Here is a 26,169-nt window from a genome sequence, read left to right as displayed (position 1 = left end):
CATGGCAGAGCGCAAGCCGATCTCATCCTGGCTCACCGACATGGACGGCGTCCTCATCCACGAGGGCACCCCCATTCCCGGTGCCGATGCCTTCATCAAGCGGCTGCGGGATTCCGGGCTGCCCTTCCTCGTCCTCACCAACAACTCCATCTACACCGCGCGCGACCTGCACGCCCGGCTGAAGCGCATGGGCCTGGACGTGCCCGTGGAGAACATCTGGACCTCCGCGCTCGCCACCGCCCAGTTCCTGGACGACCAGCGTCCCGGCGGCACGGCGTACGTCATCGGCGAGGCCGGTCTCACCACCGCCCTGCACGACATCGGGTACGTCCTCACCGACCACGACCCCGACTACGTGGTGCTCGGCGAGACCCGGACGTACAGCTTCGAGGCGCTCACCAAGGCGATCCGGCTGATCAACGCGGGCGCCCGCTTCATCTGCACCAACCCCGACGAGACCGGGCCGTCCGCCGAGGGCCCGCTGCCCGCCACCGGCTCGGTCGCCGCCCTCATCACCAAGGCCACCGGCAAGGACCCCTACTTCGCGGGCAAGCCCAACCCCCTGATGATGCGGACCGGTCTCAACGCCATCGGCGCGCACTCCGAGACCAGCGCCATGATCGGCGACCGGATGGACACCGACGTCCTGGCGGGCCTGGAAGCGGGCATGCAGACCTTCCTGGTCCTCACCGGACTCACGGCCGTCGCCGACATCGACCGCTACCCGTACGGGCCGTCGCACGTCGTCGAGTCCATCGCCGACCTGGTCGACCTCATCGACCTGCCGGACCAGGTGGACCAGGGGAAGCAGGCCCTCCAGGCAGACCCCCGCTGACCTGCGCGGACCGCATCCGCAGTCGCCCCGGCTTTCGGCCAGGGCGTCGCTCGAACGGAGCACTGCGGATGCGGGCCGCCGGCGCAGGCGTGAACCTTCCCGTAGGAGGTTCACGATGCGTTCAACACTGCTCACGTTCTGTGCCGCGGCGGCGGCCGCGCTCATAGCCGTGCCCGCACCCGCCGCTCTGGCGTCCCCGGCCGCCCCGGCCGGCGACGACGACCGGCGCACCGGCACCGTCTCGGTCACCCCGTCCACGACCGCCCCGGGCGGGCAGGTGGAACTGTGGGTCGACGTCTGCGGCAAGGGCCGCGAGGCGACGGGCAACTCCGACGCCTTCACCTCGGAGGCCCGCTTCCGCCCCGCCGACGACAAGGGCCTCTTCGCCGAGGCCCGGATCCGGGACGATGCCGAACCCCGCTCCTACGACGTCTGGGTGACGTGCAAGGGCGGCCGGGGCAAGGCGACCGGCACCCTCACCGTCGTCCACCACAACCGCCCCTCGCCCGCCGCACCCGTCAAGGCGGGCGGCGGAGGCACCGCCACCCTCGCCGAACGGTCCACCGAGGCCGAGGGGCCCGGCACCCGGCACGCGGTGATCGGCCTGGTGCTCGCCGCCGTCGCGGCAGTCGCCGTCGCCCTGCGCAGCTCGCGCCGGCGTCGCGGCCCGGCCGGCAGCTGACATGGGTGCCCCGGACTGCCCGGCAGGCAACGGGCGACTGCTCACCGGAGTGACCTGGGCCGTGCTGCTGCTCGGCCTGTGGCTCTGGGGCCGGGAGGCCGGCGGCGGGCTCGGCGGCCTGTCGGGGCCCACCACCGGCGACGTGGCCGCGGTCGGCCGCCCCTTCGGGGCCCCGCTGCCCCCGGCCCACGACCCGCTCGCCGGGTCGGCCCCCGAACGCGTCGAGGTCCCCTCCGTGGGGATCGCGGCACCCGTCATCGCGCGCGGTCTCGACGACGACGGGGCCATCGACCCGCCCCCGTACGGCATGCCGAAGACGGCCGGCTGGTATGGCGGCGGCACCCAGCCCGGTGCGAAGGGCGCGGCCCTGTTCGTCGGCCATGTCGACACCGACACCAAGCCGGCGGTCTTCTACGGGCTCAGCGCGGTGAAGCCCGGCGCCCGGATCGAGGTCACCCGGGCCGACGGCGGCGTCGCGGAGTTCACCGTCGACGACGTCCAGCTCGTCACCCGCGAACGCTTCGACGCGCAGAAGGCGTACGGGCCCCGCGAGGACGGCCGGGCCGAGCTGCGGCTGATCACCTGCGGCGGGACGTACGACCACAAGACCCGCTCCTACACGGCGAACGTGGTCGTGTCCGCCTACCTCACCGGCGCGCGGGACGCGAAGGACGCCGGGGCCGGCGAGGAGCGCGTACAGGCCGTGGGTCACGGGAGCCGCGGCCGAGAGTCTGTCGGGTGACCCCTGATCGGGCGGCCGGCCCTGGCGCGCACGCTTCCGGCGTTGCCGAAACGCCCTGGCAGCTCCGCTACGAGGATTCTCGGTGCCTGGGAACCGCACGCACCGGACCGCGTCCGCTTTCCGGTCGAAGGCCACCCGACAGGCTCTGACCCGCCGCACCGCGCACCACGCGTCACGCAGCGCACGGTCGACCCGGCCCGGCCGGCCGCCTCTCACGGGGCGTGCCGGCCGGACCGGTCCTCGACCGCGTGCGCCCGGCCGCGGGAGTCGCCCGGCGCGGTACGGGAGGTCGGTGCGGTGGGGCGGGCCGGATCCCTCACCACTGTAGGGGGACCCGCCGGACGGATGACCGGCTTTCGAATGGGATGTCCGGAACCGGTGCCCCCGTGTGACCGTTGTACGGGTGGGAGCGTGGGCGCCCGGCCGCTGTGCCAGGATGGATCGGACCGGCAGCACATCGGTGCAACCAGTGAGAAACAGTGCAGGCAGTGCACCCAAGGGGGAGTGGATGTACGGCAGTTACACCGGCCGGTCCCGGACGCGCAGGCGCGCGGCGGGCCTGCGGACGTCCGGTACGGCGGCGGCGCTCGGGGCGGCCCTGCTGCTGGCGGGCTGCTCCGGCGACGGGGAAGGCGGCGGCAAGGACAGCGCGCCGACCGTCGAGCAGCAGCCCAAGGACAAGGATCCGTACTGGGTCAACCCCGACGGCAACGCGGCCCGTCAGGTCGCCGCGTACAGCAAGGACGGCGACGACGAGAAAGCCGAGCTGATCCGGAAGATAGCCCAGCAGCCGGTCGGCGAGTGGATCGGCCCGGACAACCCTACGAGCGAGGTCAAGGGCATCACCGAGGCGGCGGCCGCCGCCGACCGGGACGCACTGCTGGTCCTCTACAACGTCCCGCACCGCGACTGCGGCCAGTTCTCCAAGGGCGGCGCCGCCGACGGCAACGCCTACCGCACCTGGCTGGACGGCGTCGCCAAGGGCATCGGGGACCGCAGCGCCACCGTGATCCTGGAGCCGGACGCGCTGCTCCACCTGGTCGACGGCTGCACGCCCCAGGAGTTCCACGAGGAGCGCTACGACCTCCTCAAGGGCGCGATCCAGCGGCTGAAGCAGCAGCCCGCCACCAAGGTCTACCTGGACGCGGGCAACGCCGGCTGGCAGTCGCCCGACGCGCTGTTCCAGCCGCTCCAGCGGGCCGGGATCGCCGAGGCGGACGGCTTCTCGCTCAACGTCTCCAACTTCCAGACGACGGCCGTCTCCACGGAGTTCGGCAAGAAGCTGTCGGAGAAGATCGGCAACAAGCCCTTCGTCATCGACACCAGCCGCAACGGCAACGGCCCCTACGAGGGCGGTGACCCCGCCGAGAGCTGGTGCAACCCGCCGGGCCGCGCGCTGGGCGAGGCCCCCACCACGCAGACCGGCGACGAGCTCGTCGACGCCTACCTGTGGATCAAGCGCCCCGGCGAGTCCGACGGCGACTGCAAGGGCGGCCCGAAGGCCGGCGCCTGGTGGCCGGAGTACGCGCTGGGCCTGGCCGGCGCCACGAAGTAGGCGGAACACGCCGAAGGCCGCACCCGGTAGGAGGATCCCTTCCGGAGTGCGGCCCTCGCCCTGTGCGTACGCGCCCTACTCGGGCACCTCCACCCACATGCCCTCGGACGGGGTGCCCCGGTCGTCGGTGACGAAGAGCATGTACCAGCCGGCCGGCACCAGCGCCCGGTTCTCCGGCACGGTGACGGTGATCCCGTCCTTGGACTTCTTCATGTCCAGCGCGATGGTGCGCTGGTCGGTGTCGGTGACGTGGGTGACCGCCGAGGGCCGCATCAGCTTCGCCGAGGTGATCTTGGAGGCGTGCTGTGTGGTGAACAGCCCCGTGCTCCCGCGCTCGATCTTCTCGGGCCCGGCCGTCAGCTCCGGCCGGGAGTCCCGGTAGAGGTAGGGCGGGGTGTAGATCTCGATGCGCTGCTCGAAGACGCCGGGCCGGGTGTTGGCCTCGTCGGAGAAGAGTGAGTCCGAGCCGAAGATCATGACCCGGCCGTCCGGCAGCAGCACCGAACCCGAGTGGTAGTTCCGGCCGACCGCCGGGTCCGCGACCTGTCGGTACGTGTCCGTCTTCGCGTCGTACAGCCGGGCCTGGAGCACGTCCGAGCCGCCGCGCCCCCGGTAGTCGCTGGATCCGCCGGTGACCAGCAGCGAGTCGTCGGGCAGCAGCGATGCGCTGGGGTAGCGGGTGCCCTCGGAGAGCGCGGCCCCGTCGGTGAACCGCGGGTTCTTCTTCTGGAGGTCGACCAGCCGGGACTTCTCGCTGGACTTCTCCGACTCGCCGACCCCGCCGCCGCCGATCACCATGAACTTCTCGTCCTGGGCCGGGGGCAGCCGCACGGTCGCCGAGGTCTCCATCTGGTCCGGGTCGCTGAGCCCGGGGATCTTCTTGAACTTGTTCGTCGACAGGTCCCAGATTCCCGGGTCGCGGCCCACGTCCGCCGGACCGTATCCGGCGTTGGAGCCGGAGTAGAAGAGCTTGCCGTCGTTGAGCAGGAAGACCGCCGGATAGGTGGGGAACCTCCGCTCGATGCCGGTGTACTCCCACTCCTTGGTCGCCGGGTCGTAGATCTCGTCCTTGCCGGGGACGATCTGCCCGATCTCGTCCAGACCCGACAGGGCGAGGACCTTGCCGTCCTCCAGCGTCGTCAGCGTCGGGTACCAGCGGGCCTCGTTCATCGGGTCGACGGGTATGTACTCCTCCGCGACCGGATCGAACTCGAAGGCTTCCTTGATGCCCTGGAAGTCCTTCTTGTCCAGGGCCAGCTTCTGCGCGATGCCGTAGACGTTGCGGGTGTCCGAGCCGGACAGGCCCGCGACCCGGTAGTTGTCCTCGGTGCCGGTCTCGTACTTCCTGCCGGTCTTCTGCGCCTCGACGTAGATCCGGCCGAGGCCGGGGTCGTTGCGCAGGAACGCGCCGGTCTGCTTGTCGAAGACCTTCGTGGCCTTCTCCACCAGCACCGGGTCCTTGGAGAGATACGTCTTGCCGTTCTCCTTGCCGGTGAACCGGGTGCCCGCGGGCAGGGTGATCGGCTTGTCCGGGTTCTCGTTGTGGACGATCATCAGGCCGCCGGCCTTGGTGACATCGCCCTGGAGCTTCTCGTAGCGCTTGGTGCCGCCGGCTATGAGGAGCTTGCCGTCGGGCAGTTGGGTGTGCCCGGCGCAGAACATGTCCTTGGGGGTGGCGATGTCCTTGAAGACGTTCGTCTTCGGGTCCCACAGCACGGAGCGGAAGCTCTTCGCGTCGAAGTTCTTCTGGTTGTTCCCGGAGCCCGCGACGAGCAGCACCTTGCCGGTGTGCAGCAGGGCCGCGTGGATCGTGTTGATCCGGCGCTCGGAGGGGACGTCCAGGAAGTCCCAGTGGCCGTTGGCCGCCTTGTAATCCGGCTGGTTGATCTTGTACTCGTGATAGCGCTCGGTGCTGAAGCGGTACAGCCACGGCCCGTTCGCCCCCGCGAGCGCGAGAACCACCGCCGTACTGATCGCCAGGCGGCGGGTACGGCGGCTCGGACGGTACTTCATTTCTTACGTCCCCCAAGGGCGATCTGCATGGTCTGGTCGTTGCCGGGCGCCCCGGGCAGGGGCGCCGGCCGGGGCGCCGGTGCCGGCCCGCCGCTGCGGTGGGATCCCCCGGCCCGGCGCTTCTTCTTCTCGGCGCGGACCGTGTACCGCCAGCCGATGATCGGCGCGGCGGTGATCAGCAGCGCCAGCGTGGCCCAGGTGACCATCGCGGGGTGGCTGTGGCCCAGGAAGAACGAGGAGATCATCGACGCGCCGAAGACGACGATGAAGAACAGGTGGATGCGGAAGGTGCCGAACAACGTGTCCGGGCTGGACGAGTCGCCCTTGGGGGTCACCACGAACGAGCTCTTGCGGCGCAGCACCGCGTCCATCAGCGAGCGGGCGTAGATCGGCGCGGAGAGAGCGGACATCACCATGCCGGCCAGGCCGCCGGAACCCTCGGGCTCGTGCGGCGAGACGTTGTGGCGGCGGTTCCAGATGTACAGGCCGATCTGGAGCGCGGAGGCGTTGCCGTACAGCATCATCCAGATCGTCGGGTCGATCTGGACACCGGAGGCGCCCATGCCGAGGAACAGCGCGCAACTGAGAGCCGCGAGGATCCAGTTCAGGGCCGACATCGGATAGAAGATGATCATCATCGTGTAGTTGAAGAGCTTGCCGGGCGGCATGGTCCCGAAGCCCTTCCAGAACTGCCCGATGATCGTCTCGTAGGTGCCCCGGGACCAGCGCAGCTGCTGGGTGAAGAAGTCCGTCCACGCGGTCGGGCCCTCACCGACGGCCAGCACGTCCGGGGTGTAGACCGAGCGCCACTTCCTGCCCGTGGCCGGGTTGCGGTGGCGGTGGATCTCGAAGCCGGTGGCCATGTCCTCGGTGATCGAGTCGTACAGGCCGCCGATCTGCTTGAGCGCCGAGATCCGGACCGCGTTGCTGGTGCCGACGAACATCGGCGAGCCGTAGCGGTTGCCCGCGCGCTGGATCAGCGCGTGGAAGAGGAACTGCTGCGACTCGGCGGCCTTGGTGACGAAGGTGTCGTAGTTGCCGTAGACCTGCGGGCCGATGACGAACCCGACGTCCGGGTCACGGAAGTAGCCGAGCATCCGCTCCAGGTAGTTCGCCATCGGGATGTGGTCGGTGTCGACCGAGGCGAAGAAGTCGTAGTCGCCGCCGTGCGCGTCCAGCCAGGCGTTGTAGTTGCCGTGCTTGGTCTTGGCGCGGTGCGGGCCCTTGGCCTGGTTCCAGTGCGCCACGCCCTTGCGGGAGAAGTGGTGCACGCCGAGCCGGGCGCAGACCTCCTTGACCGCCGGGTCGTCGCCCTCGTCCAGCAGCCACACGTGCATCAGGCCGCGGTGGCGGATCCTCACGGCCGCTTCCAGGGTCTTCGTCACCATCTCCAGCGGTTCCTTGCCGGGGACGAAGGAGGTGAGGAAGGCGACCTTGGTGCCGGACTCCGGGACCACCGGGACCGGGTCGCGGGCGACCAGGGTGGCATGCGCGTTCGACAGGACGTTCAGCGTGCGGAACAGCTCGATCAGACCGATCGAGACCAGCATGATGACGTCGAGGACCAGCAGGAGGTCGTTGTCCAGGTTCGGGTCGCGGTCCGTCCAGTGGCTGGGCTGCATCAGCCAGGCGAAGAGGCCGAGCGAGACGAGGGGAGCCGCGCCGAGCAGGAGCGCCGCGCGCACCCGGTGCGGCTCCTGCGATATGAGCGAGCGGTACTGGACCTTGTACGGCTTGCCCGCGGGGGGCTGCGTCAGCGGTCCGGCGAGCCGGCTGTAGTGCTCGTAGTCGTAGCGCGGCAGCTCCTTCTTGGCACGCCGCCTCGACGCCCCGGCCCGCAGCTGCGCCGGTATCCGGAGCTGTGTCGTCCGGGAAGCGTCGTTCTCCTGCCGGTCGCCTGGCGGCGTCGACGTCATGGGTCATCCCCCCGCACGCATGCTGGTGCGTGACTGCTCGGTCTCTCTCTTCGTGCGCGGTGGGCCCTCGTTCTTCACGGGGCGCGCACACGGTGGCAAGCCGCCGTTCCCACAGACATGGATCGGCAGCCTTCCGGTTGCATGATGCCCCCTCGGCGTCCGCCCCTGAGCGGGACCCCCACCCCGCGGCACGGACAACCGGAACGTCACGCTCTGCTGAGCCAACTGTACGGATGAGCGGCCCCCTTGGTGCCCGTCCGGGCCCCCAGACAGATTGTCCGACACCGAACGGGATCGCAAGGGTGAAACGGACTGTTTACCGGCCATACGTACGATTTGAACCCCACTTGTGGAGGGGGTGTGACGAAGTGACGACCGGCGCTCGCCACCCCCTCCGCCACCGCCTCGTGGCGTTCCGGGTTCGACGCGTAGCCGTGCGTGCGCGGCCGAGGGGTCTCCCCGGGGGTCACCGGATGCCGGACGGGGAATGATCAAAGCCCCCTCACTGAACGTGAAGGGGCTTTGACTGTGCGTGCGCCGTCAGGGACTCGAACCCCGGACCCGCTGATTAAGAGTCAGCTGCTCTAACCAACTGAGCTAACGGCGCCTGCTGACCTGGAGAACTCTACCCGACTGCCAGGGGTGCTCCGAACCATTTACCGGACGCCACACCCCGTCAGATAGTCGTTTTTTCCCTTTGTTCCGTCAAAATGCGATATGTCAGGAGAGTTAAGCCGCTGACGTCCGTTGCGGCTGCGCCCAAAGATCTTGACGGAATGACGAGCGCGGAGGGGAATCGCATGACTGTGCCGGTCTTCGAGGAGTACGAACCCGCCATCGACTGCGCATGCGCGGGGTGCGCCGCGCGGCGGCGCTCCGCGGCCAGGGCCCTGCCGGTGCGGCACGGCGGCCACCCCGCCGCGCACGGCGCGCGGCGCGCCCTGGTGCTGGCGACGGCCGCCGGGGTGGTCCTCTCGTGCGGAGCCGCGGGTGCGGCGGCCCCCGGCGGCCTCGCCCCCGGGGCCCCGCGCGCCGACGGGGGCGCCGATCCGGAGCCGGCCACCCCACAGGGCGAGAAGGGCCCGCTGAAGGGCGGCGGCGCCTCGGGCCCGCCGGCCGCCGGAACGGCCGCGCCGAAGACGACCCGGGCCGACATCATCAACCGGGCCAAGGGGTGGGTGTCGGCGAAGGTGCCGTACAGCATGGAGAAGTACTGGTCGGACGGCTACCGCCAGGACTGCTCCGGCTATGTGTCGATGGCCTGGAACCTCGGCACCAACGAATGGACCGGCAGCCTCGCCATGTACGGGACCAGGATCGCCCGCGCCGATCTCCAGCCCGGCGACATCCTCCTGTTCCACAACCCGGCCGACCCCTCCAAGGGCTCGCACGTCACGATCTTCGGCGGCTGGACCGACTACACGCGCACCCATTACGTCGCCTACGAGCAGGCGCGCCCACAGACGCGGAGACAGTCGACACCCATGGCGTACTGGGACAACTCAGACCATTACGTTGCCTATCGGTACAAAGAGGTCACAGGCGGATCGCCCGGCTCTGGATCCTCCACCGCCTTCCCCGGCGCCGTGCAGTTCGGCCCCGGCGCCGACAACGAGCACGTCACCCAGCTCGGCCGGATGCTGGTCCAGCGCGGCGGCAAGCGTTTCTACGCGGTCGGCCCCGGGCCCGTGTGGGGAACGGCGGACCGGCGTGCGACCCAGGCCTTCCAGCAGGCGCAGGGCTGGAAGGGCGAGGAGGCGGACGGCATCCCGGGCCCGGACACCTGGCGCCTGCTGACCACCGGCGGCGGACGGAACATTCCGGCCGCCGGTGCGGGCGGCAGCCCGAATACGGCCGTCGCGTTCCCCGGACGCGGCTATTTCAAGCCGGGTCAGTCCAACAGCCATGTCGACCGGCTCGGCAGACAGTTGGTGAAGAAGGGATACGGCAAGCACTACGTGTCGGGCCCCAGCCCGCTCTGGACCGAGGCGGACCGCCGCAACGTCGAGGCGTTCCAGCGGGCTCAGGGCTGGCGCGGCGGCGCGGCCGATGGTTACCCGGGGCCGGAGACCTGGCGCCGGCTCTTCGCGTGACGGACGTGACGGAAAGGAATCGGGAACCGGTGACCCCCAACGACGACCAGACCTCCCGCACCACCCCCACCCCCCGCACCACCTCCACCCCCCACTCCCTGGACGACCAGCTCCCGCCGTCACTCTTCGCACCACCGGGCAAGGGGAGCCCGCCCCCGCTCTTCGGTCCCATCGCGGACAGGCCGACGCGGCCGGCCGCCGAGCTCTCGCCCGCGCCGGACGGTCAGCTTCCGCCCACGCCGGACGGAGTGCTCCCGTCCTCGACGGCCGTCGAGTCCGCGTCTGCGTCGGCAGCCCGGTCCGCGCCCGCGCCGGACGCCGAGCTTCCGCCTTCGCTGTTCGGCCGCGCGGGCCGGGAATCCCCGCCGCCGCTCTTCGGCCCGATCAACGACGAGGCCGCTCCGCTGCCGGAGGGCGAGGTCCCGCCCGCGCCGGACGGTGAGCTCCCTCCTCCGCCACGCGCCGAACCCGCACCCGCGCGGGACGCCGACAAGGCCCCGCCCGGACCATCCCGCTCTCTCACCCCGGAGCCCCCGAACGTGAGCCTGCACCTCGGCCCCACCCCGGACCGACCGGTCCCGGCCTCCGCCGCCGACGGCCGCGCCCCCGCGCGCTCCACCCCGGACGGCTCCACCTCCGACCGTCGCACGGACCGACCGGTCCCGGCCTCCGCCCCCGACGGCCCCGCTCCGGAGGGCCCCGCCCCGGACGGCCCCGCCGACCGCCCCGCCCCCGCGCGCCCCGTGCCGCTCGACGGGAACCTCCACCTCAAGCCCGTCCGGCGTTTGAGGACGGAACCCTCGGCGGAGTGGACCCCGCATCCCTCCTACGGGGCCGAGCCGGGGGCCGGAAAGGGGCCCGCCCGGAAGGCCTCGGCCTCGGCCCCGGCCGAACGGGAGCCCCGGAGCACCCCCACGAGGGGACCCGTGGACGACCCCGGGCCCGACACCGAACTGGACCTCGTCCTTGACCTGGCCCCCGGCGGCCGGGCGGCCTCCGCCACCTTCTCCGTGCCGGTACCCGTACCCGTACCCGCGTCACCGACCACCGTGACCACCACGGCCACGACCACCTCGTACCCCGGCCGCCGCCACTCCGTCATCGCCAACGAGACCACCGCCTCCATCCCCGTACACCTCCTCTTCCGCGATGACCAGGAACCGGCCGAGCCGGCCGAAGCGGCGGCGCTGCCCGCGGCCGTCGTCCGTCGCCCCGCCGGCGGGGACCGCGCGCCCGCCGCCCGACGGCCCCCCGTGCCGCGTTCGCCGCGGACGCGGGTGCAGCCGGCGACCCGGCCCGCCCCGGTCGCCGACCCCCGGCTCGCCGAACGGCCCGGGCCCGCCCTGCCCGGCTACGCCGCCCTCCTCACCGGCGCGGCCGGAATCGCCGGCGGACTGGCCCTCCTGTGGTGGCGCGGCGCGCTGCCCGCCACCTGGCCGAGCGCCGTCGGCCTCACCCCCCGGGCCGACCTCGGCATCGGCGTAGGCGCCTGGGCCCTCCTCGCCCTCCTCGCCGCCGTGGTGCTCCTCGCGCTCGGCGGCCTGGGCCGGGGCCGGGTCGGGTACGCGTGGGTGCTGACGCTGTTCGGCGACTACCGGGGCAGCGTCCGGCGCACCGGTCTCGTCTGGGTCTCGCCCCTGCTGCTGCGCCGCCGCGTCGACGTACGGCTGCGGCACTGGCGCAGCGAACCGCTGCCCGCCGTCGACGCGAACGGCACCGCGCTGCGCGTGGTCGTCCTCGTCGTGTGGCGGATCAAGGACACGGTCCGGGCCGCGCTCGGCATCGAGGACCACGAGGCGTACCTGAGCGCACAGGTCGAGGCCGCGATGGCCCGGGTCCTCTCGCAACTGCCCGCCGACGCGTTCCACGAGGACGCCCCGAGCCTGCGCGACGCGGAGGCGGTCGGCGACGCGCTGACCAGGATGCTGAAGGCGGACTGCGAACCCGTCGGCGTGGAGGTGTACTCGGCGCAGCCGACCGGCATCGAGTACGCCCCCGAGGTCGCGGCGGCGATGCAGCGGCGGCGGATCGCCGCGATCGACTCCAAGCACCGCGACAGCGTGCTCACCTCCGTGGTGGACGCGGTCGACGACACGGTCAACCGGCTCACCGCACGCGGCATCGTCGAGCTCGACGACTACGAACGCAAGGCACTCGTCAAGGACTTGACGGTGGCCTTCTACACCGGCCGCCGTGGGGGAGGGGACGGGGCCTGAGCGCCCGGGGGAGGTCCGGGGTGCTCCGTGGGTGCTCCGTGGGCGGTCTGTCCACCCGCTGGAATATGACGCTCATTGGTCTGGACATGTTCACGCCGCGTCAATAATCTAGGACTTGGTCTAGACCGCAGCACCGCATGCACGGAACCACGCACCACGCACCAAGCGCGCAGCAGTCGAGCAATGCTCATGGAACCTCCCCCACGTTCTAGAGGAGCGACAGCCCATGCGGAAAAAGGCAAGCGCGGCCGTGATCGGACTGGCGATAGCGGGCGTCTCGGTACTCGCGACGACCAGCGCCAGCAGTCACGGCTACACGGACTCCCCGATCAGCCGTCAGAAACTGTGCGCCAACGGCACGGTGACCGGCTGTGGCAACATCCAGTGGGAGCCGCAGAGTGTCGAGGGGCCCAAGGGCTTCCCGGCGTCGGGACCGGCGGACGGCAAGATCTGCTCCGGCGGCAACGGACAGTTCGCCCAGCTGGACGACCCGCGTGGCGGCAACTGGCCCGCCACCCAGGTCACCGGCGGCCAGGGCTACAGCTTCCGCTGGCAGTTCACCGCTCGTCACCGTACGAGCGACTTCCGCTACTACATCACCAAGAACGGCTGGGACTCCACGAAGCCGCTCACCCGGGCCGCGCTCGAATCGCAGCCCTTCATGACCGTGCCCTACGGGAACCAGCAGCCGCCGGCCACGCTGACCCACCAGGGCACGATCCCCACCCAGAAGAGCGGCAAGCACGTCATCCTCGCCGTCTGGAACGTCGCGGACACCACCAACGCGTTCTACGCCTGCTCCGACGTCAAGTTCTGACGCTCCGTCAGTTATTGTGCGGCGCCATGAGGAGTACCGGCACCGTCGCGGAGCTCGTACGGCGTCAATGGGGTGACCACCGGCCCGCCCTGAAGTACGGCCCCACCGTGCTCAGTCATCACCAGGTGGCCGAGGGCGCCGCCGCACGGGCGGCGCTCCTCGCGGATCCGCTGCCGCGAGGCGGCGAGCCGCGCCTCGGCGTACTGCTCGACGACGCAACGCGGTCCTCGCCGACCGGGCCCCCGGAACCGGCCGCCGGAGCCGCGACGTGGCCCCGGTTCGTCCGGATCCTCGACCGGATGCCGGCTACCGCGACGAACAAGATCCACCGGGCGGCGCTGCGCCGGGAGGGCTTCCGCCGCCCCGGGCCCGGTCTGGAGGGGCCGGGGCGGAGACGGCTCCTGCGCACCGCTGGACGCCGAGGGCCCAGAGGCCCTGCCTGCCCGGTGAGCCGAGCACGGTAGAACTCTCTGACCAGGGGAAAAGCGCTGTGGGCGGTCTCCGCGAAGGAGACCGCCCACAGTGTGTCGTGCGCCGTCAGGGACTCGAACCCCGGACCCGCTGATTAAGAGTCAGCTGCTCTAACCAACTGAGCTAACGGCGCCTGCTGACTCGAAAATAATACCCGGTCCGAAAGGGTGCTGATGACACCCGGCCCAGGAGGCCTTTTCCAGCGCGAGCCCCGGCACCGAGCCGGCGCTACAGCGCCAGCGACAACAGCACCGGCGCCGCCCGGCGGCTCAGCGTTTCGGCCGCCGCCCGCAGCCGGTGCGCGTCCTCGATCGGCAGCGACAGGGCGAGGCAGCCCGCGGCGGAGCCGGCCGTCAGCGGCACGGCCGCGCAGACGGTGCCCACCGCGTACTCCTGGAGGTCCAGCACCGGGACCGTGGCGGCCTGGGCGTCCAGCTGGGAGAAGAGGATCCTCTCGTTGGTGATCGTCCGCGAGGTGAGCCGGGCCGTCCGGTGCCGGGAGATGTGGTCGCGCCGGCCGTCGTGGTCGAGCTGGGCCAGCAGGCACTTGCCGACCGCGCTGGCGTGCGCGGAGGAGCGGAAGTCCACCCACTCGTTGACCGCGGGTGTGAGCGGCCCGTCCGCGACCTGGGTCACGCTGACCTCGCCGTCGACATAGCGGCTGAGGTAGACCGCCGCGCCGACGGAGTCGCGCAGCTCGGCCAGGGTGTGCTGGAGACGGTCCTCCAGGGCCTGGCGGCGGGCCGCCCCGGAGCCGAGCAGCAGCAGCGAGGCGCCGATGACGTACGCGCCGTCGCTGACCTGCTCCACGTATCCCTCGCGGCGCAGCGTGAGGAGCAGGGAGGCGAGGTGGCCGGTGGGCAGCCCCGTCTCGCGGGAGATCTGGGCATCGGTCACTCCGTTGCCGTGCTTGGAGACCGTCTCCAGCACGCGTAGGGCGTACTGCACGGAGTGGAACGGCGCGGTCGGCTCGGGCTTCAACGCCACGGTGTCCCCCTACCAGGTTGTGACCGCAAGCTTTCGCCTCACGATAGCCGCCGGAACGCCCGCACGGGGCGGTAGTTGACGGGCCAGTAGGTGCGCCCCGGAGCTGTAAGCTGGGGCGCACCCGTCCGGCATATGCCAATGTCATGAGTGAATACTCAACTGCGAGGTCACAGCACCGCGTTGAGGAACTCGCGCGTACGTTCGTGTGACGGGTTCGAGAAGATTTTCTCCGGGGATCCGGACTCCACGACCCGTCCCGCGTCGAACATCAGCACCTTCTCCGAGACGTCCCGGGCGAAATTCATCTCGTGGGTCACGCAGAGCATGGTGATGTCGGTGTTCCGGGCGATGTCCTCCAGCAGCTCCAGCACGCCCGCCACCAGCTCCGGGTCGAGCGCCGACGTCACCTCGTCCAGGAGCAGGATCTCCGGCTCCATGGCCAGGGCCCGGGCGATGGCGACCCGCTGCTGCTGGCCGCCGGAGAGCTGGGAGGGGTGGGCGTCGACCTTCGCGGAGAGCCCGACCAGGTCCAGCAGCTCCCGGGCCCGGGTCTCCGCCTCCTCGCGGCTCTGGCCGAGCACGCTGACCGGGGCCTCGGTGATGTTCTCGATCACCTTCATGTTCGGGAAGAGGTTGAACTGCTGGAAGACCATCCCGATCTTCTTCCGGGACTCGCGCAGCTGCTTCTCGCCCGCGGGCTTCAGCGAACCGTCCGGGGTACGGACGTGGGTCAGTGGGGCGCCGTCGACCCAGATCACCCCGTCGGTGACCTTCTCCAGCGTCATCAGCAGCCGCAGGATCGTGGTCTTGCCCGAGCCGCTGGGCCCGATCAGGGTGACGTGCTCGCCGCGGTCCACGGTGAAGTCCAGCTCGTCCAGGACCACATGGTCGCCGTAGCGCTTCACCACCTTGTCGAAACGCACCAGCGGCCCGCCCGGGCTCCCGGCGGCGGGTACGGCGTCCTCGGGGGCTCCGGCCGGCCCCGGCGACTCCGTCTTCTTCAGGGGGAGGGGTTCAGTGGCCAAGGCGCTTCTCCAGCTTTCTCATCAACAGCGACGTGGGATAGCTCGCGACCAGGAAGATCAGGCCGGCGAGGGTGAACACCTCGGTGTACGCGAACTGTTCCGCCCCGTACTTCCGGGCCTCGAAGACCATCTCCTGCACCGTGATCACGGCGAGGAACGGCGTCTCCTTGAACATCGAGATCGCGTAGTTCCCGAGCGCGGGCAGCACGTTGCGCACCGCCTGCGGAAGGATCACGGCCTGCCAGGTGCGCCGGGGCGACAGCGACAGCGCGCGGCACGCCTCCCACTGGCCCTTCGGCACCCCGTCGATCCCGGCCCGGTAGACCTCGGAGGTGTACGCCGCGTAGTGGACGCCCAAGACCGTGATGCCGATGTACAGCGGCTCCACGGTGTTGAACAGGGCCGCCGCGCCGACCAGTTGGACGAGCAGCGGGGTGGAGCGGACGAACTCCGTGACGAGGCGCACCGGGGCGGTCACGAACCTGCTGGGTGCGCGCCCGGCCACCGCGACGACCAGCCCCAGCACGGCCGCCACCACGGTGCCGAGCACGGTGGCGAGCAGGGTGACCTTGAACCCCTCCAGCAGGAGGGGCAGGGACTCGCCGACGGCGTCCCAGTCGAAGCCGTCGTTCATCGGGTACCTCCCACGGCGGTCGTGGACGCGCTGCGGCTCTTGAACAGGCTCTTCGCGCCGGTGTCCAGGCCGAGCCGCCGCTTGGCGCTCCGCTCCAGCAGGTTCATCAGCATCGTCAGCGCGTACGCCAGCACGAAGTAGGCGACCAGCAGGGTCAGATAGGCGGTGAGGGTCTCACCGGTACGGTCACGCAGCTGCTGGATCACCGTCATCAGATCGGCGGCCGAGATCAGCCACAGCAGCGGGGTCGCCTTCAGCAGCTGGATCAGCAGGTTGGTGAACGACGGGATCATCTGCACCCAGGCCTGCGGCAGGATCACCTTCCACAGCCGCCTGGACGGGCTCAGGTTGAGCGCGATCGCCGCCTCGTACTGCCCGCGCGGCACGGAGTTGACCGCCCCCCGCACCACTTCGGCCCCGTACGCACCGAAGTTGAGGCCGAACGCGACCACGCCGCAGATGACCGGGGTCAGTTCGTAGCCGGTCAGCAGCGGCATCGCGTAGTAGAGCCAGAACAGCTGGATGTAGAGGGAGGTGCCGCGGAAGAACTCCACGACCACCCGGGAGAACCCGCGGGCCAGGAGCAGCCGGCTGCCCGCCATCAGACCGAGCGCGAAGGCCAGGACCCCGGCCAGCAGCGCGCCCAGGACCGTGGCCTGCAACGTCACCCACAAACCCGATCGGACGCGGGGGAACTCCTCGACGAGGAGGGAGAAGAAGTCACTCATGCGTGCGCGTCCGCCCCGTCAGCCCTTGCACAGATCCGCGGTCTTCAGATCGGCGGGCGGGATCTCCGTCTCCCCGAACCCGTACGGCTCCAGCAGCTGCACATAGCGGGAGCGGTCCGACACGATCTTCTTCAGCTCGCGGTTGAAGGAGTCCCGCAGGTCCTCGTTGCCCTTGCGGAACACCGCGCCGCCGGGCGAGAACTGCTCCTTGCCGTCCAGCTCCGGCACGAACGCCTCGGTGACCTCGGTGTCCGGGTTGGTCTTCGCCAGCCAGCGCAGCGAGATGCCGGTGAGCAGGAAGGCGTCGACCCGGCCGCCCTTGACGGCGTCGGCCCCGTCCTGCGGCTTCTGCAAGGTCTTGATCTTGTCCTCGGGGATGCCCGCGCCCTTGGCGTAACTGCCCTCCACCGCACCCGACATCACACCGACGGTGATTCCCGCCTCCTTCGCGGAGGCCAGATCGGTGACCTTCTTCGGGTTGCCCTTCTTCACCATCAGCGCGGTCGGCGAGATGAACTCGGGCTCGGAGAAGATCGCGTTGCCGCAGCGCTCCGGGGTGATGGCCATGCCCGCGCTGACCACGTCGTACTTCCCGGCCTGTAGCCCGGGGATCAGCCCGTCCCACTCGGAGAGCGTCGGCTTCAGCTCGTCCACGCCCAGCGCCTTGAAGATCTCCCGGTGCAGCGTCGGGGCCTCGCCCTTGAGCTCCTTGCCCTCCAGGTACCCGTACGGGGCCTCGTTGGCGTACGCCACCCGTACGAAGCCCTGCTCACGGAGCTTGTCCAGGGCGCCCTCGCCCGTCGCGGAGCCGGAGTCGGTCTTGCTGCACGCGGTGAGCAGGCCGGGAACGACGAGGAGGCCGCCCACGGCCGCCGATCCGTTGAGGAAACCCCGGCGGGACAGGTTCGGGAATTCAGCCATGGTTCGCAATCTCCTGGAGGTCGAACAGTCCGGACAGACTGAGCCCCTGCCCGATCCCGCACGTCTAAGCAGGAGGCCGCGGTCATGTAACCCAACAGTGGCCGGAAGGTGACCTTCCCGTGCCCGGAGGAGGGCGGAGCGCGACCAGGGTAATGCGGGGCGTGTTCCCCGCCGCCCAGGCTTCATGACGGCGAGTCAGTGTTCGGCGCGGTGTCCTCGGCCAGGTCGGACGAGGGAACGTAGCCAAGGGCCTTGTCGACCACGTTCGGCAACGGCTGCCCGCGCGACCACCGCTCGAACATCGCCACGAAACGCTCGCCCAGCCGGTCGCGCCAGCCCACGGTGTCCCCGCCCAGGTGCGGGGTGAGCACGAGTCCCGGGGTGTCCCACAGCGGGCTTCCGGTGTCCGGCGGTTCGTCCTGGAAGGTGCTGAGCGCCGCCCCCGCGAGCCAGCGGCGGTTCAGCGCGTCCACCAGGTCGGCCTCGACCACCGTCGCCACCCGCCCCGCGCCGATGAACCGCGCCGACGGCTGGAGCAGCCCGAAGAACCGGGTGTCGAACATCCCGCGCGTCGAATCCGTCAGCGGGACCGCCGCGATCACCCAGTCCGCCCGCGCCGCCAGCCGGTCCAGGTCCGCCACCCCGTGGATCGTGCGCCGGGCGGTCCGCCCCACCAGCGCCACCGTGACCCCCAGGCCGTGCAGCAGCCGGGTGATCTCCCGGCCGATCGGACCCGCCCCCACGACCACCGCCCGCGATCCGGCGACCCCCTGCCCCTCCCGGTCGTGCCGCCGCCGCTGCCGCTGGGACTCCAGCGTGCCGGGGAGGTCCGTGGCGAAGGCCAGCACCAGACCCGCCACGTACTCCGCGACCGGCCGCTCGAAGACGCCCCGCGCGGTGGTGAGCACGGTGTCGGATGCGACCAGCTCCGGGCAGAGCAGCCGGTCCACGCCCGCGCTCGCCGTGTGCACCCAGCGCGGCCGCGCCCCCGGCCCGGGCCAGGCCTCCCGCACCGCGTCGGAGACCCCGTCCCACACGAGCAGCACATCGGCGGCCGGGAGCAGTCCGGCGAGCGAGGAGGCGTCCGCGTACCGCACCTCCACCCGGCCGGTCAGCCGGCCGAGCCGGGGGGACGGTTCGGCGTCGAGGACGAGCAGGACGGGATCCGGCATCGCTGGTCGGCCCTCCGCGACGGAGCGGACGTACGGATCTCCCACGCTCGCAGCAGGGCCCCCCTTCGTCAACGAGGCCCGGCCGCGCGCCCCGGTGCCCGCACGGGGGAATACTGGGAACAGGCCGGGGCAAGAGTGACCGGTCGCGCGGGCACGGCCGCCGGAGCGTCCGGACGGCCGTGACACCCGTACGCGATACCCGCGAGGGATCGCCCGCCGCGCGGCGAGCCGTCGACGTACAGGAAGGGTGGACATGACGACCGTAGGACTTCTCTACCCGGGCCACGCCGCCGAGGACGACTTCCCACGGATCGAGATCCTGCTCGACACCGACATCCGGCTGCCCCAGTTCGCCACCGAGACCGGCGAGGACGCCTACCGCGCCGACGCGCTGCGCGAGCGGGGAGCCCCCGCCCGGCTCGCCGAAGGCGTCGAGGAACTGCGTCTCGCCGGGGCCGAGGCGCTGCTCTGGGCCTCCAGCGGCGGCAGCTTCGCGCAGGGCTGGGAGGGCGCCCACGAGCAGGTCGCCACGCTCGCCCGGGCGGCGGGCCTGCCCGCCTCCAGCACCTCCATCGGCTTCGGCCACGCGGTACGGGAGCTGGGCGCCCGCCGGGCCGCCGTCGCCTCGCCCTACCCCGAGGACGTCACCGGGCTCTTCGTGGAGTTCCTGGCGTCGGCGGGCGTCGAGGTGGTGGCCGCCGCGTCCGGCGGGGCCGCCTCGTCGGCCGAGAGCGGGTCCTGGGCCCCGGAGCAGGTGAAACGGCTGGTCCAGGAGGCCGACCACCGGGACGCCGAGGTGGTGCTGGTCCCGGACACCGCCCTGCACACCGCCGCGTACGTCCCCGAACTGGAGGAACTGCTCGGCAAACCCGTCCTCACGGCGAACCAGGTCACGGTGTGGGAGGGGCTGCGCCTCACCGACCGCCGGACCTGGGCCCCCGCGCTCGGCACCCTGTTCGCCACCCGCGAGCCGGTGCTGCGTTCCCTGGAGCCGAAGGGCATCGAGGTACGGGAGTAGCGCCGCGCCCGTGGCCGGCCCGGTGACGTACCCGGCCCGGCGGAATAAACGGAGCCGTCCTCCTGTTGCACCCCTCCGATACGCGGACGTACGACAGCAGCACCGGGAGAGGCCGACACGTGGACGAGATCCGAGGCGACGAGACCCGCAGCGACGCGAGGGGCGGAGCGAGCGGCGGCGCGGCCGACAGCGACGGGATCCGGGGCGCCGCAGCCGGCACGGCCGCCGTTGCGCTGTCCGTCCTCGACCTGGTCACCGTGGGGCAGGGCCGTACCGCGACCCAGGCCCTGCGCACCAGCGTGGACATCGCGAAGCTCACCGAGAGCCGCGGTTTCCACCGCTTCTGGGTCGCCGAGCACCACTCCATGCCCGGGGTCGCCTCGTCCTCCCCGGCCGTGATCCTGGCGCACATCGCCGCCCACACCGAGCGCATCCGGCTCGGCTCCGGCGGGGTGATGCTGCCCAACCACGCACCGCTCGTGATCGCCGAGCAGTTCGGCACCCTGGAGGCGATGGCCCCGGGCCGGATCGACCTCGGTCTCGGCCGGGCCCCCGGCACGGACGGCGCGACGGCGGCGGCCCTGCGGCGCGGCGACCGGCTCGACGAGGGCGCGGAGGACTTCCCGCAGCAGCTCGGTGAGCTGGTCCGCTTCCTGGACGACGACTTCCCCGACGGCCATCCGTACCGCCGGATCCACGCCGTGCCCGGCCCGGTACAGGCGACCTCCCCCGGCGGTGTGCAGTCCGCGCACCGGCCGCCGGTCTGGCTGCTGGGCTCCTCCGGCTTCAGCGCCCGGCTGGCCGGCACACTCGGTCTGCCGTTCGCGTTCGCGCACCACTTCTCGGCGCAGAACACCATCCCCGCGCTCGACCTGTACCGCGAGTCCTTCCGGCCCTCCGGTGTGCTGGACGCCCCGTACGCCCTGATCGGGGTCTCCGCGCTGGCCGCCGACGACGAGCGCGAGGCCCGCCGCCAGGTGCTGACCGGCGCCCTGTCCATGGTCCGGCTGCGCACCGGCCGCCCGGGGCTGATCCCGAGCCCCGAGGAGGCGGAGGCGTACGACTTCTCCCCGATGGAGCGCGAGTTCGTCGACGGCTGGCTCGCCAACGTCATCCACGGCACCGCCGACGAGGTCCGCGGCGGCCTCGACGACCTGGCCAGGCGCACCGGCGCCGACGAGCTGATGATCACCGCCAACGCGCACGGCGGCGAAGCGCGGCTGCGCAGCTACGACCTGATCGCGGACGCGTACGGCCTGCCCGCGGCCCGGTGACGCCGCGCCGGGTCCCGGCCGGCCGGGGGCGTCAGCCCTCCAGCGGCCGGGACCCGATCAGCCCGGCGATCCGCTCCGGGGCCACGGCCCGTGAGTACAGCCAGCCCTGACCGGTGTCGCAGCCGATCCGCCGCAGCCGCTCGGCCTGCCCGGCCGTCTCCACGCACTCCGCGGTGACGGTCAGGCCCAGGCGGTGCGCCAGCTGCACCATGGCCTCCACGATCGTTTCGTCGGCCGGGCTCGGATGCGTACCGTCCTCGTACCGGAAGCCCTTCACGAACGCCCCGTCCAGCTTCAGGACGGAGACGGGCAGGCGGCTGAGGTAGGCCAGGTTCGAATACCCGGTGCCGAAGTCGTCGATGGCGATCCGTACGCCCATGTCGCTCAGCGCCTGGAGCGCCCGCAGCGGCCGGCCGCCCGAACCCATCACCGCCGACTCGGTCAGCTCCAGCTGGAGCAGCCCGGGGGCGAGCTCCGACTCGGCCAGGATCTGGGCCACGTCGGCGACCAGGTCGGAGTCCCAGACCTGCCGGACGGCGACGTTGACGCTGATGAACAGCGGCGGCTCGTCCGGGTGGTCCAGCTGCCAGCGCCGCGCCTGCCGGCACGCGGTGCGCAGCACCCACCGGCCGAGCTGGACGATCGAGCCGTCCTCCTCGGCGATCTGCACGAACCGGTTCGGCGGCAGCACGCCGAACTGCGGATGGTTCCAGCGCACCAGCGCCTCGACCCCGCGCAGCACCCCGTCCGCCATCCCGACCAGCGGCTGGTACTCCAGCGTGAACTCACCGCGCTCCACGGCGGGCCTGAGCGTGGAGGAGAGGGACTGCCGGGTCATGCGGTGGGCGTTGCGCTCGGGGTCGAACAGGGTCCAGCGGGCCTTGCCGTCGGCCTTCGCCCAGTACAGCGTGGTGTCGGCGGCCTGCATCAGACCGGTGGGCGAGGTGCCCGCCGCGGTCCGCTCGACCACCCCGATCGACGCGGAGACCGAGAGCCGCTGCCCGGCCAGGTCGAACGGCTGCTGGAGCGCCGCGAGGACCGAGCGGGCCAGGTCGGTGAGCTCCCGCGTGCCGGCCGAGTCCTCGACCAGGATCGCGAACTCGTCGCCGCCCAGGCGCGCCACGAGCCGGCTGCCGCCGGGGTTGCGGGAGGCGTCGTTCTCGGCGCAGTCGGTGAGCCGCGCGGCGACGGCTGCGAGCAGCCGGTCCCCGGTCCGGTGCCCCAGGGTGTCGTTGATCGCCTTGAAGCCGTCCAGGTCCAGATAGCAGAGCCCGATCCGGCCGTGCTGCCGGGGCGGCATCGAGTCGTCCTGGTAGGGCGGGGTCTCCAGGGCCGAGGCGAGCCGCTCGAAGAACAGCGTCCGGTTGGGCAGCCGGGTGACCGGGTCGTGCATCTGGAGGTGGCGCAGCCGCTCCTGGAGCTCGCGCCGGTCGTTGACGTCCGCGACCGTCAGCAGGACCCGGGCGGACTCCGCCGCCGAGGCGCCGGTCATCGGTACGACGGTGATCTCGGCCCACAGCGAGCGCCCGTCGGGGTGCTTGAGGCGGCGGGTGCAGCGGAACCGGGAACGGCGGCCCAGGAGCACCTCGCGATAGGCGTGCCAGGTGCGGTCGTCGGAAGCGAGACCGAGCAGTTCGCACGCCTGCCGCCCGGCGAGGATCGCCGCCGGGGTGCCCAGCAGCCCGCCGAGCGCCTCGTTGGCCCGCACGACATGGCCACGGCCGTCGATGACCCCCATGGGGAGCGTGGCGGCGTTGAAGGCGGCCCGGTAGTCGCGCAGCTCGACGGCGGTGGGACCGTCACCGACGGCCGGCGGGTCCGTCGCATGACGCTCCGTGACCGGCGCGGGGGGTGCGCCGGAGGCCGTGCCTGCCGGGGCGCTCGGCCCTTCGGAGGTTCCGCTCACCGCTCGCTCCCGCTGTGAAGGTCGTCGTGAACTGGTGGGGTCGGACTGGCCACCGGGTGGCGGATCCGTGAACGGGCCCGTTCCACGCGGGAAAGCGTGGTGAAGCATAGAGGGTGCCGCGTCGGCCGTTCCAGCTCGCCGTCCGGTCCGAGCCGCCGCGCGGGTCCGCGAGTGGCTGGTAGCAGGCATTCCGCTTTGCCCGATCCTGATCATTTCTGTGCGTATCTGGTGCAACGAATGGCTGAAATGGTCGGCGGTGACGTTCCGTGAAGGTGTGGGGGGTGATTCTCGCCGCTGACCCGTGTGGGGCAGCACAACAGGGCGTGGTGTGGCGAAGCGGCACAGGGTGGACGGGATGGACCGTGTTTCCCACCCGGAGGTCGATGTGCCGTGCCGTCGCGGGCCCGGGGGAGCGGAACGGCCGCCGCTGCGCAGTCTGGCCGCTGCCGCCACCTCCCTCCTGGCGCTCGCCGCCATGTCCCTCGTCGCGGGCCCCGCCGTGGCCGCCACGAGGGACGCGGCGCCCTGTGCCCTGCCCCGGACGGCGGCGCACCACTCGCTCGGCCTGAACACCTGGAACGCGGCCTACCCGCGCCCCGACCAGGGACTCGACGCGGTCATGATCTTCCTGTCCTTCCCGGACTCCGAGCCCACGCTCACCCCCGGGATGCTCACCGCCGACCACTTCCCCGCCACCACCCGCTTCTTCGAACGCGCCAGCTACGGCCGGTTCACGCTGCGCGCCCATCCGCAGCGGACCTGGACGCGGATGCCGCGCGACTCCACCTGGTACGGCATAGAGCGGGACTGGGGCGCCGAGCGGCGCACGGCCTACCTGCGCGACGCCATCGCCGCCGCCGACCCCGAGGTGGACTTCTCCCGGTACGACGTCGTCTACCTGGTGGCCGACCCGGACGCCCCCGGCGTCGACTCCGACGCCACCAAGGTCGTCAACTTCGACCGGCCGCTGCGCGCCGACGACAGCGACATCCGGCGCGTCGTCACGGTCTTCGAGCAGCACCCGCCCGACCGCAACGTCCTCGCCCACGAGACCGGGCACGTCTTCGACCTCGCCGACCTCTACCACCGGCCCACCGACGGCAAGGGCGACTGGGACACCCACGTCGGCGACTGGGACGTCATGGGCAGCCAGTTCGGACTCGCCCCGGACCTGTTCGGCTGGCACAAGTGGAAGCTCGGCTGGCTCGGCGGACCCCAGATCGTCTGCGTCCAGGGCTCGGCCGACCTCACCCTGGAGCCGGTCGCCGCGGCTCCCGTGCCCGGCGGGTCGATCGGGACCCGGCTCGCCGTCGTCCGCACCGGCGCCGGCAGCGCCCTGGCCATCGAGGCCCGCAGCGCCACCGGGAACGACCGGGGCACCTGCGCCGAGGGCATCCTGATCTACCGCGTCCGCAGCGGGACGGCCTCCGGCGGCGGGCCCGTCGAGGTGATCGACACCCATCCGAACACCGGGGCCTGCTGGGACCGCTCGGTCTACCCGCCGCTGGCCGACGCCCCGCTCGGGGTCGGGGAGACCTTCACGGTGCCCGGCGACGACACCCGCGTCGAGGTCGCCGACCGCACCCCGTCCGGCTCCTGGACCGTCCGGATCACCGCCGGCGTCTGACCACGCTGCCCGGAGCCCGGCACACGAAGAAGCCCCCCGCTTTCGCGAGGGGCTTCTTCCGTCTGTGCGCCGTCAGGGACTCGAACCCCGGACCCGCTGATTAAGAGTCAGCTGCTCTAACCAACTGAGCTAACGGCGCCTGGTGACGTCGTAGACATTAGCATCCTGATCCGCCCGAGGAAAAATCGCATGTGCGGCACCCCGGAAGGGCGCCGACCGGCTCACCCGGACACACGCCCAGAGCAGTACGTCGGGCCCCGGCAGCCATGGGCTGCGAGTGTCGGGGGCGACCACCCAGCGTGGCCCGCCATCGGGCGACGCGCAGGTCAGCGGCGGTACGGTCACGGCGTCACCGGTGCCGTGACAGAGCAGGGGCGGCATCTCGCCGCGCCGCTCGCCGGAGCCTCCCGAGTGCCCGGGGCCACCGGATCCCCACTCCTCCCAGGACAGCAGCGAGGGCAGCCGCTGGGCCGTTCCGGGGGCCGCGAACAGCAGCATCCGGCCCCGGTGCGTGGCGACCGGGCCGGAGCCGGGCCCCTCGGCCCAGAGCTGTTCCAGCATCCGCCGCCCGAACAGCCCCGGCACGTTCACGACGTCGAAAGCGGAACCGCAGGGGAGTACCCCGGGAGCCGTGGGGCGCTCCTCCCACTGGGCGAGCGTGCTGCGCGGGTAGGGGGCGGCCCCCGCCAGCCAGGCGGCGCCGGCCGCCGTGACCCGTGCGGCCTGGGGCCCTGACTGGTCCCGCAGCAGGGCGAAGATGTCGACGCCGTGGTGCGGGGCTGCACCGGCCTGCAGGGTCGTTTCGTCTTTCAGCCATGCGCTCATGGAGCAAGGTCTACCGGGAGTGACGGAAAGAATTCCGAGAGTTGCCGGAAACCGGGACGGGGTGGGAGGGGGAGGGGTATCTTGCCCGCTGGAATATGCCACTGGACCCTGACCTCCGGCCTGACGGAACAGCATCTGCCCCGGCCGCCCCACGGACCACATCGGCCCCGCAGGTCAGATCAGACCCACAGGTCAGATCAGCCCTACAGGTCATACAGGCCTCGTACGTCGGGTGCTCCGGGCGGCGTCAGGCTCGGGCGGCGTCGGGCTCCGGGCCGCGTCAGACCCCGGGCGCGACGTCAGGTTCCGGCGCGTCCAGCAGCGAGCGGCCGAACTCGATCATCTTCTTCGCGTAGTCCTCGGTCCACTCCGCGCGCTCCGCGATATCCGCCGGGGTCAGCCGGTCGAACCGGCGCGGGTCGGCGAGCTGGGCCGCCGCCAGCGCCTGGAACTCCACCGACCGGTCCGTCGCCGCCCGGAAGGCCTGCGTCAGCTCGGTCGCACGGGCCAGCAGCTCGCGGGGGTCCTCCATCGACTCCAGGTCGAAGAAGTGCTCCGGATCCGCCGTGGCCTGAGACGGCTCGAAGAGCAGCGGCGCGGGGCGCAGCCGCTGCCGTTCGTTCCGCTCGGACTGTGTCATGTGGTGTTCCTCCCTCGGGCGACCTGATGACCGGAAGACCCGGACGGCCACCCTCCATTGTCCAACCCCGCG

The 26,169-nt window shown here is 71.6% G+C and carries 21 protein-coding genes, 3 tRNA genes and 1 pseudogene; 11 read left to right on the top strand and 14 right to left on the bottom strand.

Annotated features, from left to right (window positions below):
• The first annotated feature begins 1 nt into the window (after position 1).
• From IG90_RS0114150 to IG90_RS0114135, 4 genes are all read left to right on the top strand, one after another.
• Positions 2 to 835, top strand: a complete 834-nt coding sequence (locus IG90_RS0114150) for an HAD-IIA family hydrolase (protein ID WP_030582992.1) — start codon at positions 2 to 4, stop codon at positions 833 to 835.
• Between the two features lie 115 nt (positions 836 to 950).
• Positions 951 to 1,517, top strand: a complete 567-nt coding sequence (locus IG90_RS0114145) for a hypothetical protein (protein ID WP_030582989.1) — start codon at positions 951 to 953, stop codon at positions 1,515 to 1,517.
• Position 1,518: 1 nt separating this feature from the next.
• On the top strand, positions 1,519 to 2,259 hold the full coding sequence (locus IG90_RS0114140; RefSeq protein ID WP_030582986.1) for a class F sortase: 741 nt from the start codon (positions 1,519 to 1,521) through the stop codon (positions 2,257 to 2,259).
• A gap of 508 nt (positions 2,260 to 2,767) precedes the next feature.
• Entirely contained in the window at positions 2,768 to 3,814 is a 1,047-nt protein-coding gene (locus IG90_RS0114135; RefSeq protein WP_030582984.1) for a glycoside hydrolase family 6 protein, read from the top strand.
• A gap of 75 nt (positions 3,815 to 3,889) precedes the next feature.
• Here the strand turns inward: IG90_RS0114135 and glxA are convergent, their stop codons facing one another.
• From glxA to IG90_RS0114120, 3 genes are all read right to left on the bottom strand, one after another.
• Positions 3,890 to 5,827 carry a radical copper oxidase GlxA gene (glxA, locus tag IG90_RS0114130; RefSeq protein WP_030582981.1) on the bottom strand — a complete coding sequence of 646 codons (1,938 nt, stop codon included), beginning with the start codon at positions 5,825 to 5,827 and terminating at the stop codon, positions 3,890 to 3,892.
• Positions 5,824 to 7,743 carry a glycosyltransferase family 2 protein gene (locus IG90_RS0114125; RefSeq protein WP_030582978.1) on the bottom strand — a complete coding sequence of 640 codons (1,920 nt, stop codon included), beginning with the start codon at positions 7,741 to 7,743 and terminating at the stop codon, positions 5,824 to 5,826. Before IG90_RS0114125 ends, glxA begins: the two co-directional genes overlap by 4 nt.
• Before the next feature lie 533 nt (positions 7,744 to 8,276).
• Positions 8,277 to 8,350 (bottom strand) — tRNA-Lys (locus IG90_RS0114120).
• A gap of 193 nt (positions 8,351 to 8,543) precedes the next feature.
• On the opposite strand from IG90_RS0114120, the gene IG90_RS0114115 reads away from it, so the two are divergent.
• The 4 genes and pseudogenes from IG90_RS0114115 to IG90_RS41930 form a co-directional block, all read left to right on the top strand.
• Positions 8,544 to 9,836 (top strand): peptidoglycan-binding protein, encoded by a 1,293-nt coding sequence (locus IG90_RS0114115; protein ID WP_030582976.1) that lies wholly within the window; start codon positions 8,544 to 8,546, stop codon positions 9,834 to 9,836.
• Between the two features lie 29 nt (positions 9,837 to 9,865).
• Positions 9,866 to 12,052 carry an SPFH domain-containing protein gene (locus IG90_RS0114110; protein ID WP_233435869.1) on the top strand — a complete coding sequence of 729 codons (2,187 nt, stop codon included), beginning with the start codon at positions 9,866 to 9,868 and terminating at the stop codon, positions 12,050 to 12,052.
• Positions 12,053 to 12,278: 226 nt separating this feature from the next.
• Positions 12,279 to 12,869, top strand: a complete 591-nt coding sequence (locus IG90_RS0114105) for a lytic polysaccharide monooxygenase auxiliary activity family 9 protein (RefSeq protein WP_030582970.1) — start codon at positions 12,279 to 12,281, stop codon at positions 12,867 to 12,869.
• A 26-nt stretch (positions 12,870 to 12,895) separates the two neighbouring features.
• Positions 12,896 to 13,084, top strand: a pseudogene (locus IG90_RS41930) (acyl-CoA synthetase); the annotation flags it as partial.
• Between the two features lie 315 nt (positions 13,085 to 13,399).
• Here IG90_RS41930 and IG90_RS0114095 read toward each other — a convergent pair.
• The 7 genes from IG90_RS0114095 to IG90_RS0114065 form a co-directional block, all read right to left on the bottom strand.
• Positions 13,400 to 13,473, bottom strand: a tRNA-Lys gene (locus IG90_RS0114095).
• Positions 13,474 to 13,568: 95 nt separating this feature from the next.
• Positions 13,569 to 14,327 carry an IclR family transcriptional regulator gene (locus IG90_RS0114090; RefSeq protein ID WP_030582966.1) on the bottom strand — a complete coding sequence of 253 codons (759 nt, stop codon included), beginning with the start codon at positions 14,325 to 14,327 and terminating at the stop codon, positions 13,569 to 13,571.
• Positions 14,328 to 14,494: 167 nt separating this feature from the next.
• Positions 14,495 to 15,352, bottom strand: coding sequence for an ectoine/hydroxyectoine ABC transporter ATP-binding protein EhuA (gene ehuA, locus IG90_RS0114085; RefSeq protein WP_030582963.1), 858 nt, complete (start codon positions 15,350 to 15,352; stop codon positions 14,495 to 14,497).
• Positions 15,342 to 15,986, bottom strand: a complete 645-nt coding sequence (gene ehuD / locus IG90_RS0114080) for an ectoine/hydroxyectoine ABC transporter permease subunit EhuD (RefSeq protein ID WP_030582960.1) — start codon at positions 15,984 to 15,986, stop codon at positions 15,342 to 15,344. The genes ehuA and ehuD overlap by 11 nt, the downstream gene beginning before the upstream one ends.
• Positions 15,983 to 16,714: an ectoine/hydroxyectoine ABC transporter permease subunit EhuC gene (gene ehuC / locus IG90_RS0114075; RefSeq protein WP_030582957.1), complete on the bottom strand. Its 732-nt coding sequence runs from the start codon at positions 16,712 to 16,714 to the stop codon at positions 15,983 to 15,985. Before ehuC ends, ehuD begins: the two co-directional genes overlap by 4 nt.
• Before the next feature lie 18 nt (positions 16,715 to 16,732).
• Positions 16,733 to 17,635: an ectoine/hydroxyectoine ABC transporter substrate-binding protein EhuB gene (gene ehuB / locus IG90_RS0114070; protein ID WP_030582954.1), complete on the bottom strand. Its 903-nt coding sequence runs from the start codon at positions 17,633 to 17,635 to the stop codon at positions 16,733 to 16,735.
• 182 nt (positions 17,636 to 17,817) lie between these two features.
• Positions 17,818 to 18,807: a D-2-hydroxyacid dehydrogenase gene (locus IG90_RS0114065; RefSeq protein WP_030582951.1), complete on the bottom strand. Its 990-nt coding sequence runs from the start codon at positions 18,805 to 18,807 to the stop codon at positions 17,818 to 17,820.
• A gap of 253 nt (positions 18,808 to 19,060) precedes the next feature.
• Between IG90_RS0114065 and IG90_RS0114060 the strand changes: the two genes are divergently transcribed.
• Positions 19,061 to 19,825, top strand: coding sequence for a maleate cis-trans isomerase family protein (locus IG90_RS0114060; RefSeq protein WP_030582947.1), 765 nt, complete (start codon positions 19,061 to 19,063; stop codon positions 19,823 to 19,825).
• Between the two features lie 119 nt (positions 19,826 to 19,944).
• Positions 19,945 to 21,099 (top strand): LLM class flavin-dependent oxidoreductase, encoded by a 1,155-nt coding sequence (locus tag IG90_RS0114055; protein WP_030582944.1) that lies wholly within the window; start codon positions 19,945 to 19,947, stop codon positions 21,097 to 21,099.
• A 31-nt stretch (positions 21,100 to 21,130) separates the two neighbouring features.
• Here IG90_RS0114055 and IG90_RS0114050 read toward each other — a convergent pair whose 3' ends face one another.
• Positions 21,131 to 23,005: a putative bifunctional diguanylate cyclase/phosphodiesterase gene (locus IG90_RS0114050; protein ID WP_030582941.1), complete on the bottom strand. Its 1,875-nt coding sequence runs from the start codon at positions 23,003 to 23,005 to the stop codon at positions 21,131 to 21,133.
• A 355-nt stretch (positions 23,006 to 23,360) separates the two neighbouring features.
• On the opposite strand from IG90_RS0114050, the gene IG90_RS0114045 reads away from it, so the two are divergent.
• Entirely contained in the window at positions 23,361 to 24,632 is a 1,272-nt protein-coding gene (locus IG90_RS0114045; RefSeq protein ID WP_411572603.1) for a M6 family metalloprotease domain-containing protein, read from the top strand.
• Between the two features lie 65 nt (positions 24,633 to 24,697).
• Here IG90_RS0114045 and IG90_RS0114040 read toward each other — a convergent pair.
• The 3 genes from IG90_RS0114040 to IG90_RS0114030 all read right to left on the bottom strand — a co-directional run bounded on the left by IG90_RS0114040 (position 24,698) and on the right by IG90_RS0114030 (position 26,097).
• A tRNA-Lys gene (locus tag IG90_RS0114040) sits at positions 24,698 to 24,771 on the bottom strand.
• Complete coding sequence (locus IG90_RS41125) at positions 24,762 to 25,457, bottom strand: bifunctional DNA primase/polymerase (protein WP_030582934.1); 696 nt, start codon at positions 25,455 to 25,457, stop codon at positions 24,762 to 24,764. The genes IG90_RS0114040 and IG90_RS41125 overlap by 10 nt, the downstream gene beginning before the upstream one ends.
• Positions 25,458 to 25,737: 280 nt before the next feature.
• Positions 25,738 to 26,097 (bottom strand): hypothetical protein, encoded by a 360-nt coding sequence (locus IG90_RS0114030; RefSeq protein ID WP_030582931.1) that lies wholly within the window; start codon positions 26,095 to 26,097, stop codon positions 25,738 to 25,740.
• Between the last annotated feature and the right edge of the window lie 72 nt (positions 26,098 to 26,169).

The sequence above is a fragment of the Streptomyces anulatus genome, assembly GCF_000721175.1.
Classification (GTDB): domain Bacteria; phylum Actinomycetota; class Actinomycetes; order Streptomycetales; family Streptomycetaceae; genus Streptomyces; species Streptomyces anulatus_C.
The sequence above is the reverse complement of the archived record's forward strand: the minus strand, read 5'-3'. Positions and strand labels throughout refer to the sequence as shown.

What these genes read in the sequence shown, in the direction of transcription:
- IG90_RS0114105 (WP_030582970.1), top strand. Translation starts at nt 12,279, where the DNA reads ATGCGGAAAAAGGCAAGCGCGGCCGTGATCGGACTGGCGATAGCGGGC.
- IG90_RS0114045 (WP_411572603.1), top strand. Translation starts at nt 23,361, where the DNA reads ATGGACCGTGTTTCCCACCCGGAGGTCGATGTGCCGTGCCGTCGCGGG.
- IG90_RS0114145 (WP_030582989.1), top strand. Translation starts at nt 951, where the DNA reads ATGCGTTCAACACTGCTCACGTTCTGTGCCGCGGCGGCGGCCGCGCTC.
- ehuD (WP_030582960.1), bottom strand. Translation starts at nt 15,986, where the DNA reads ATGAACGACGGCTTCGACTGGGACGCCGTCGGCGAGTCCCTGCCCCTC.
- IG90_RS0114115 (WP_030582976.1), top strand. Translation starts at nt 8,544, where the DNA reads ATGACTGTGCCGGTCTTCGAGGAGTACGAACCCGCCATCGACTGCGCA.
- IG90_RS0114140 (WP_030582986.1), top strand. Translation starts at nt 1,519, where the DNA reads ATGGGTGCCCCGGACTGCCCGGCAGGCAACGGGCGACTGCTCACCGGA.
- IG90_RS0114060 (WP_030582947.1), top strand. Translation starts at nt 19,061, where the DNA reads ATGACGACCGTAGGACTTCTCTACCCGGGCCACGCCGCCGAGGACGAC.
- IG90_RS41125 (WP_030582934.1), bottom strand. Translation starts at nt 25,457, where the DNA reads ATGAGCGCATGGCTGAAAGACGAAACGACCCTGCAGGCCGGTGCAGCC.
- ehuB (WP_030582954.1), bottom strand. Translation starts at nt 17,635, where the DNA reads ATGGCTGAATTCCCGAACCTGTCCCGCCGGGGTTTCCTCAACGGATCG.
- IG90_RS0114135 (WP_030582984.1), top strand. Translation starts at nt 2,768, where the DNA reads ATGTACGGCAGTTACACCGGCCGGTCCCGGACGCGCAGGCGCGCGGCG.
- IG90_RS0114125 (WP_030582978.1), bottom strand. Translation starts at nt 7,743, where the DNA reads ATGACGTCGACGCCGCCAGGCGACCGGCAGGAGAACGACGCTTCCCGG.
- ehuC (WP_030582957.1), bottom strand. Translation starts at nt 16,714, where the DNA reads ATGAGTGACTTCTTCTCCCTCCTCGTCGAGGAGTTCCCCCGCGTCCGA.
- IG90_RS0114065 (WP_030582951.1), bottom strand. Translation starts at nt 18,807, where the DNA reads ATGCCGGATCCCGTCCTGCTCGTCCTCGACGCCGAACCGTCCCCCCGG.
- glxA (WP_030582981.1), bottom strand. Translation starts at nt 5,827, where the DNA reads ATGAAGTACCGTCCGAGCCGCCGTACCCGCCGCCTGGCGATCAGTACG.
- IG90_RS0114030 (WP_030582931.1), bottom strand. Translation starts at nt 26,097, where the DNA reads ATGACACAGTCCGAGCGGAACGAACGGCAGCGGCTGCGCCCCGCGCCG.
- IG90_RS0114150 (WP_030582992.1), top strand. Translation starts at nt 2, where the DNA reads ATGGCAGAGCGCAAGCCGATCTCATCCTGGCTCACCGACATGGACGGC.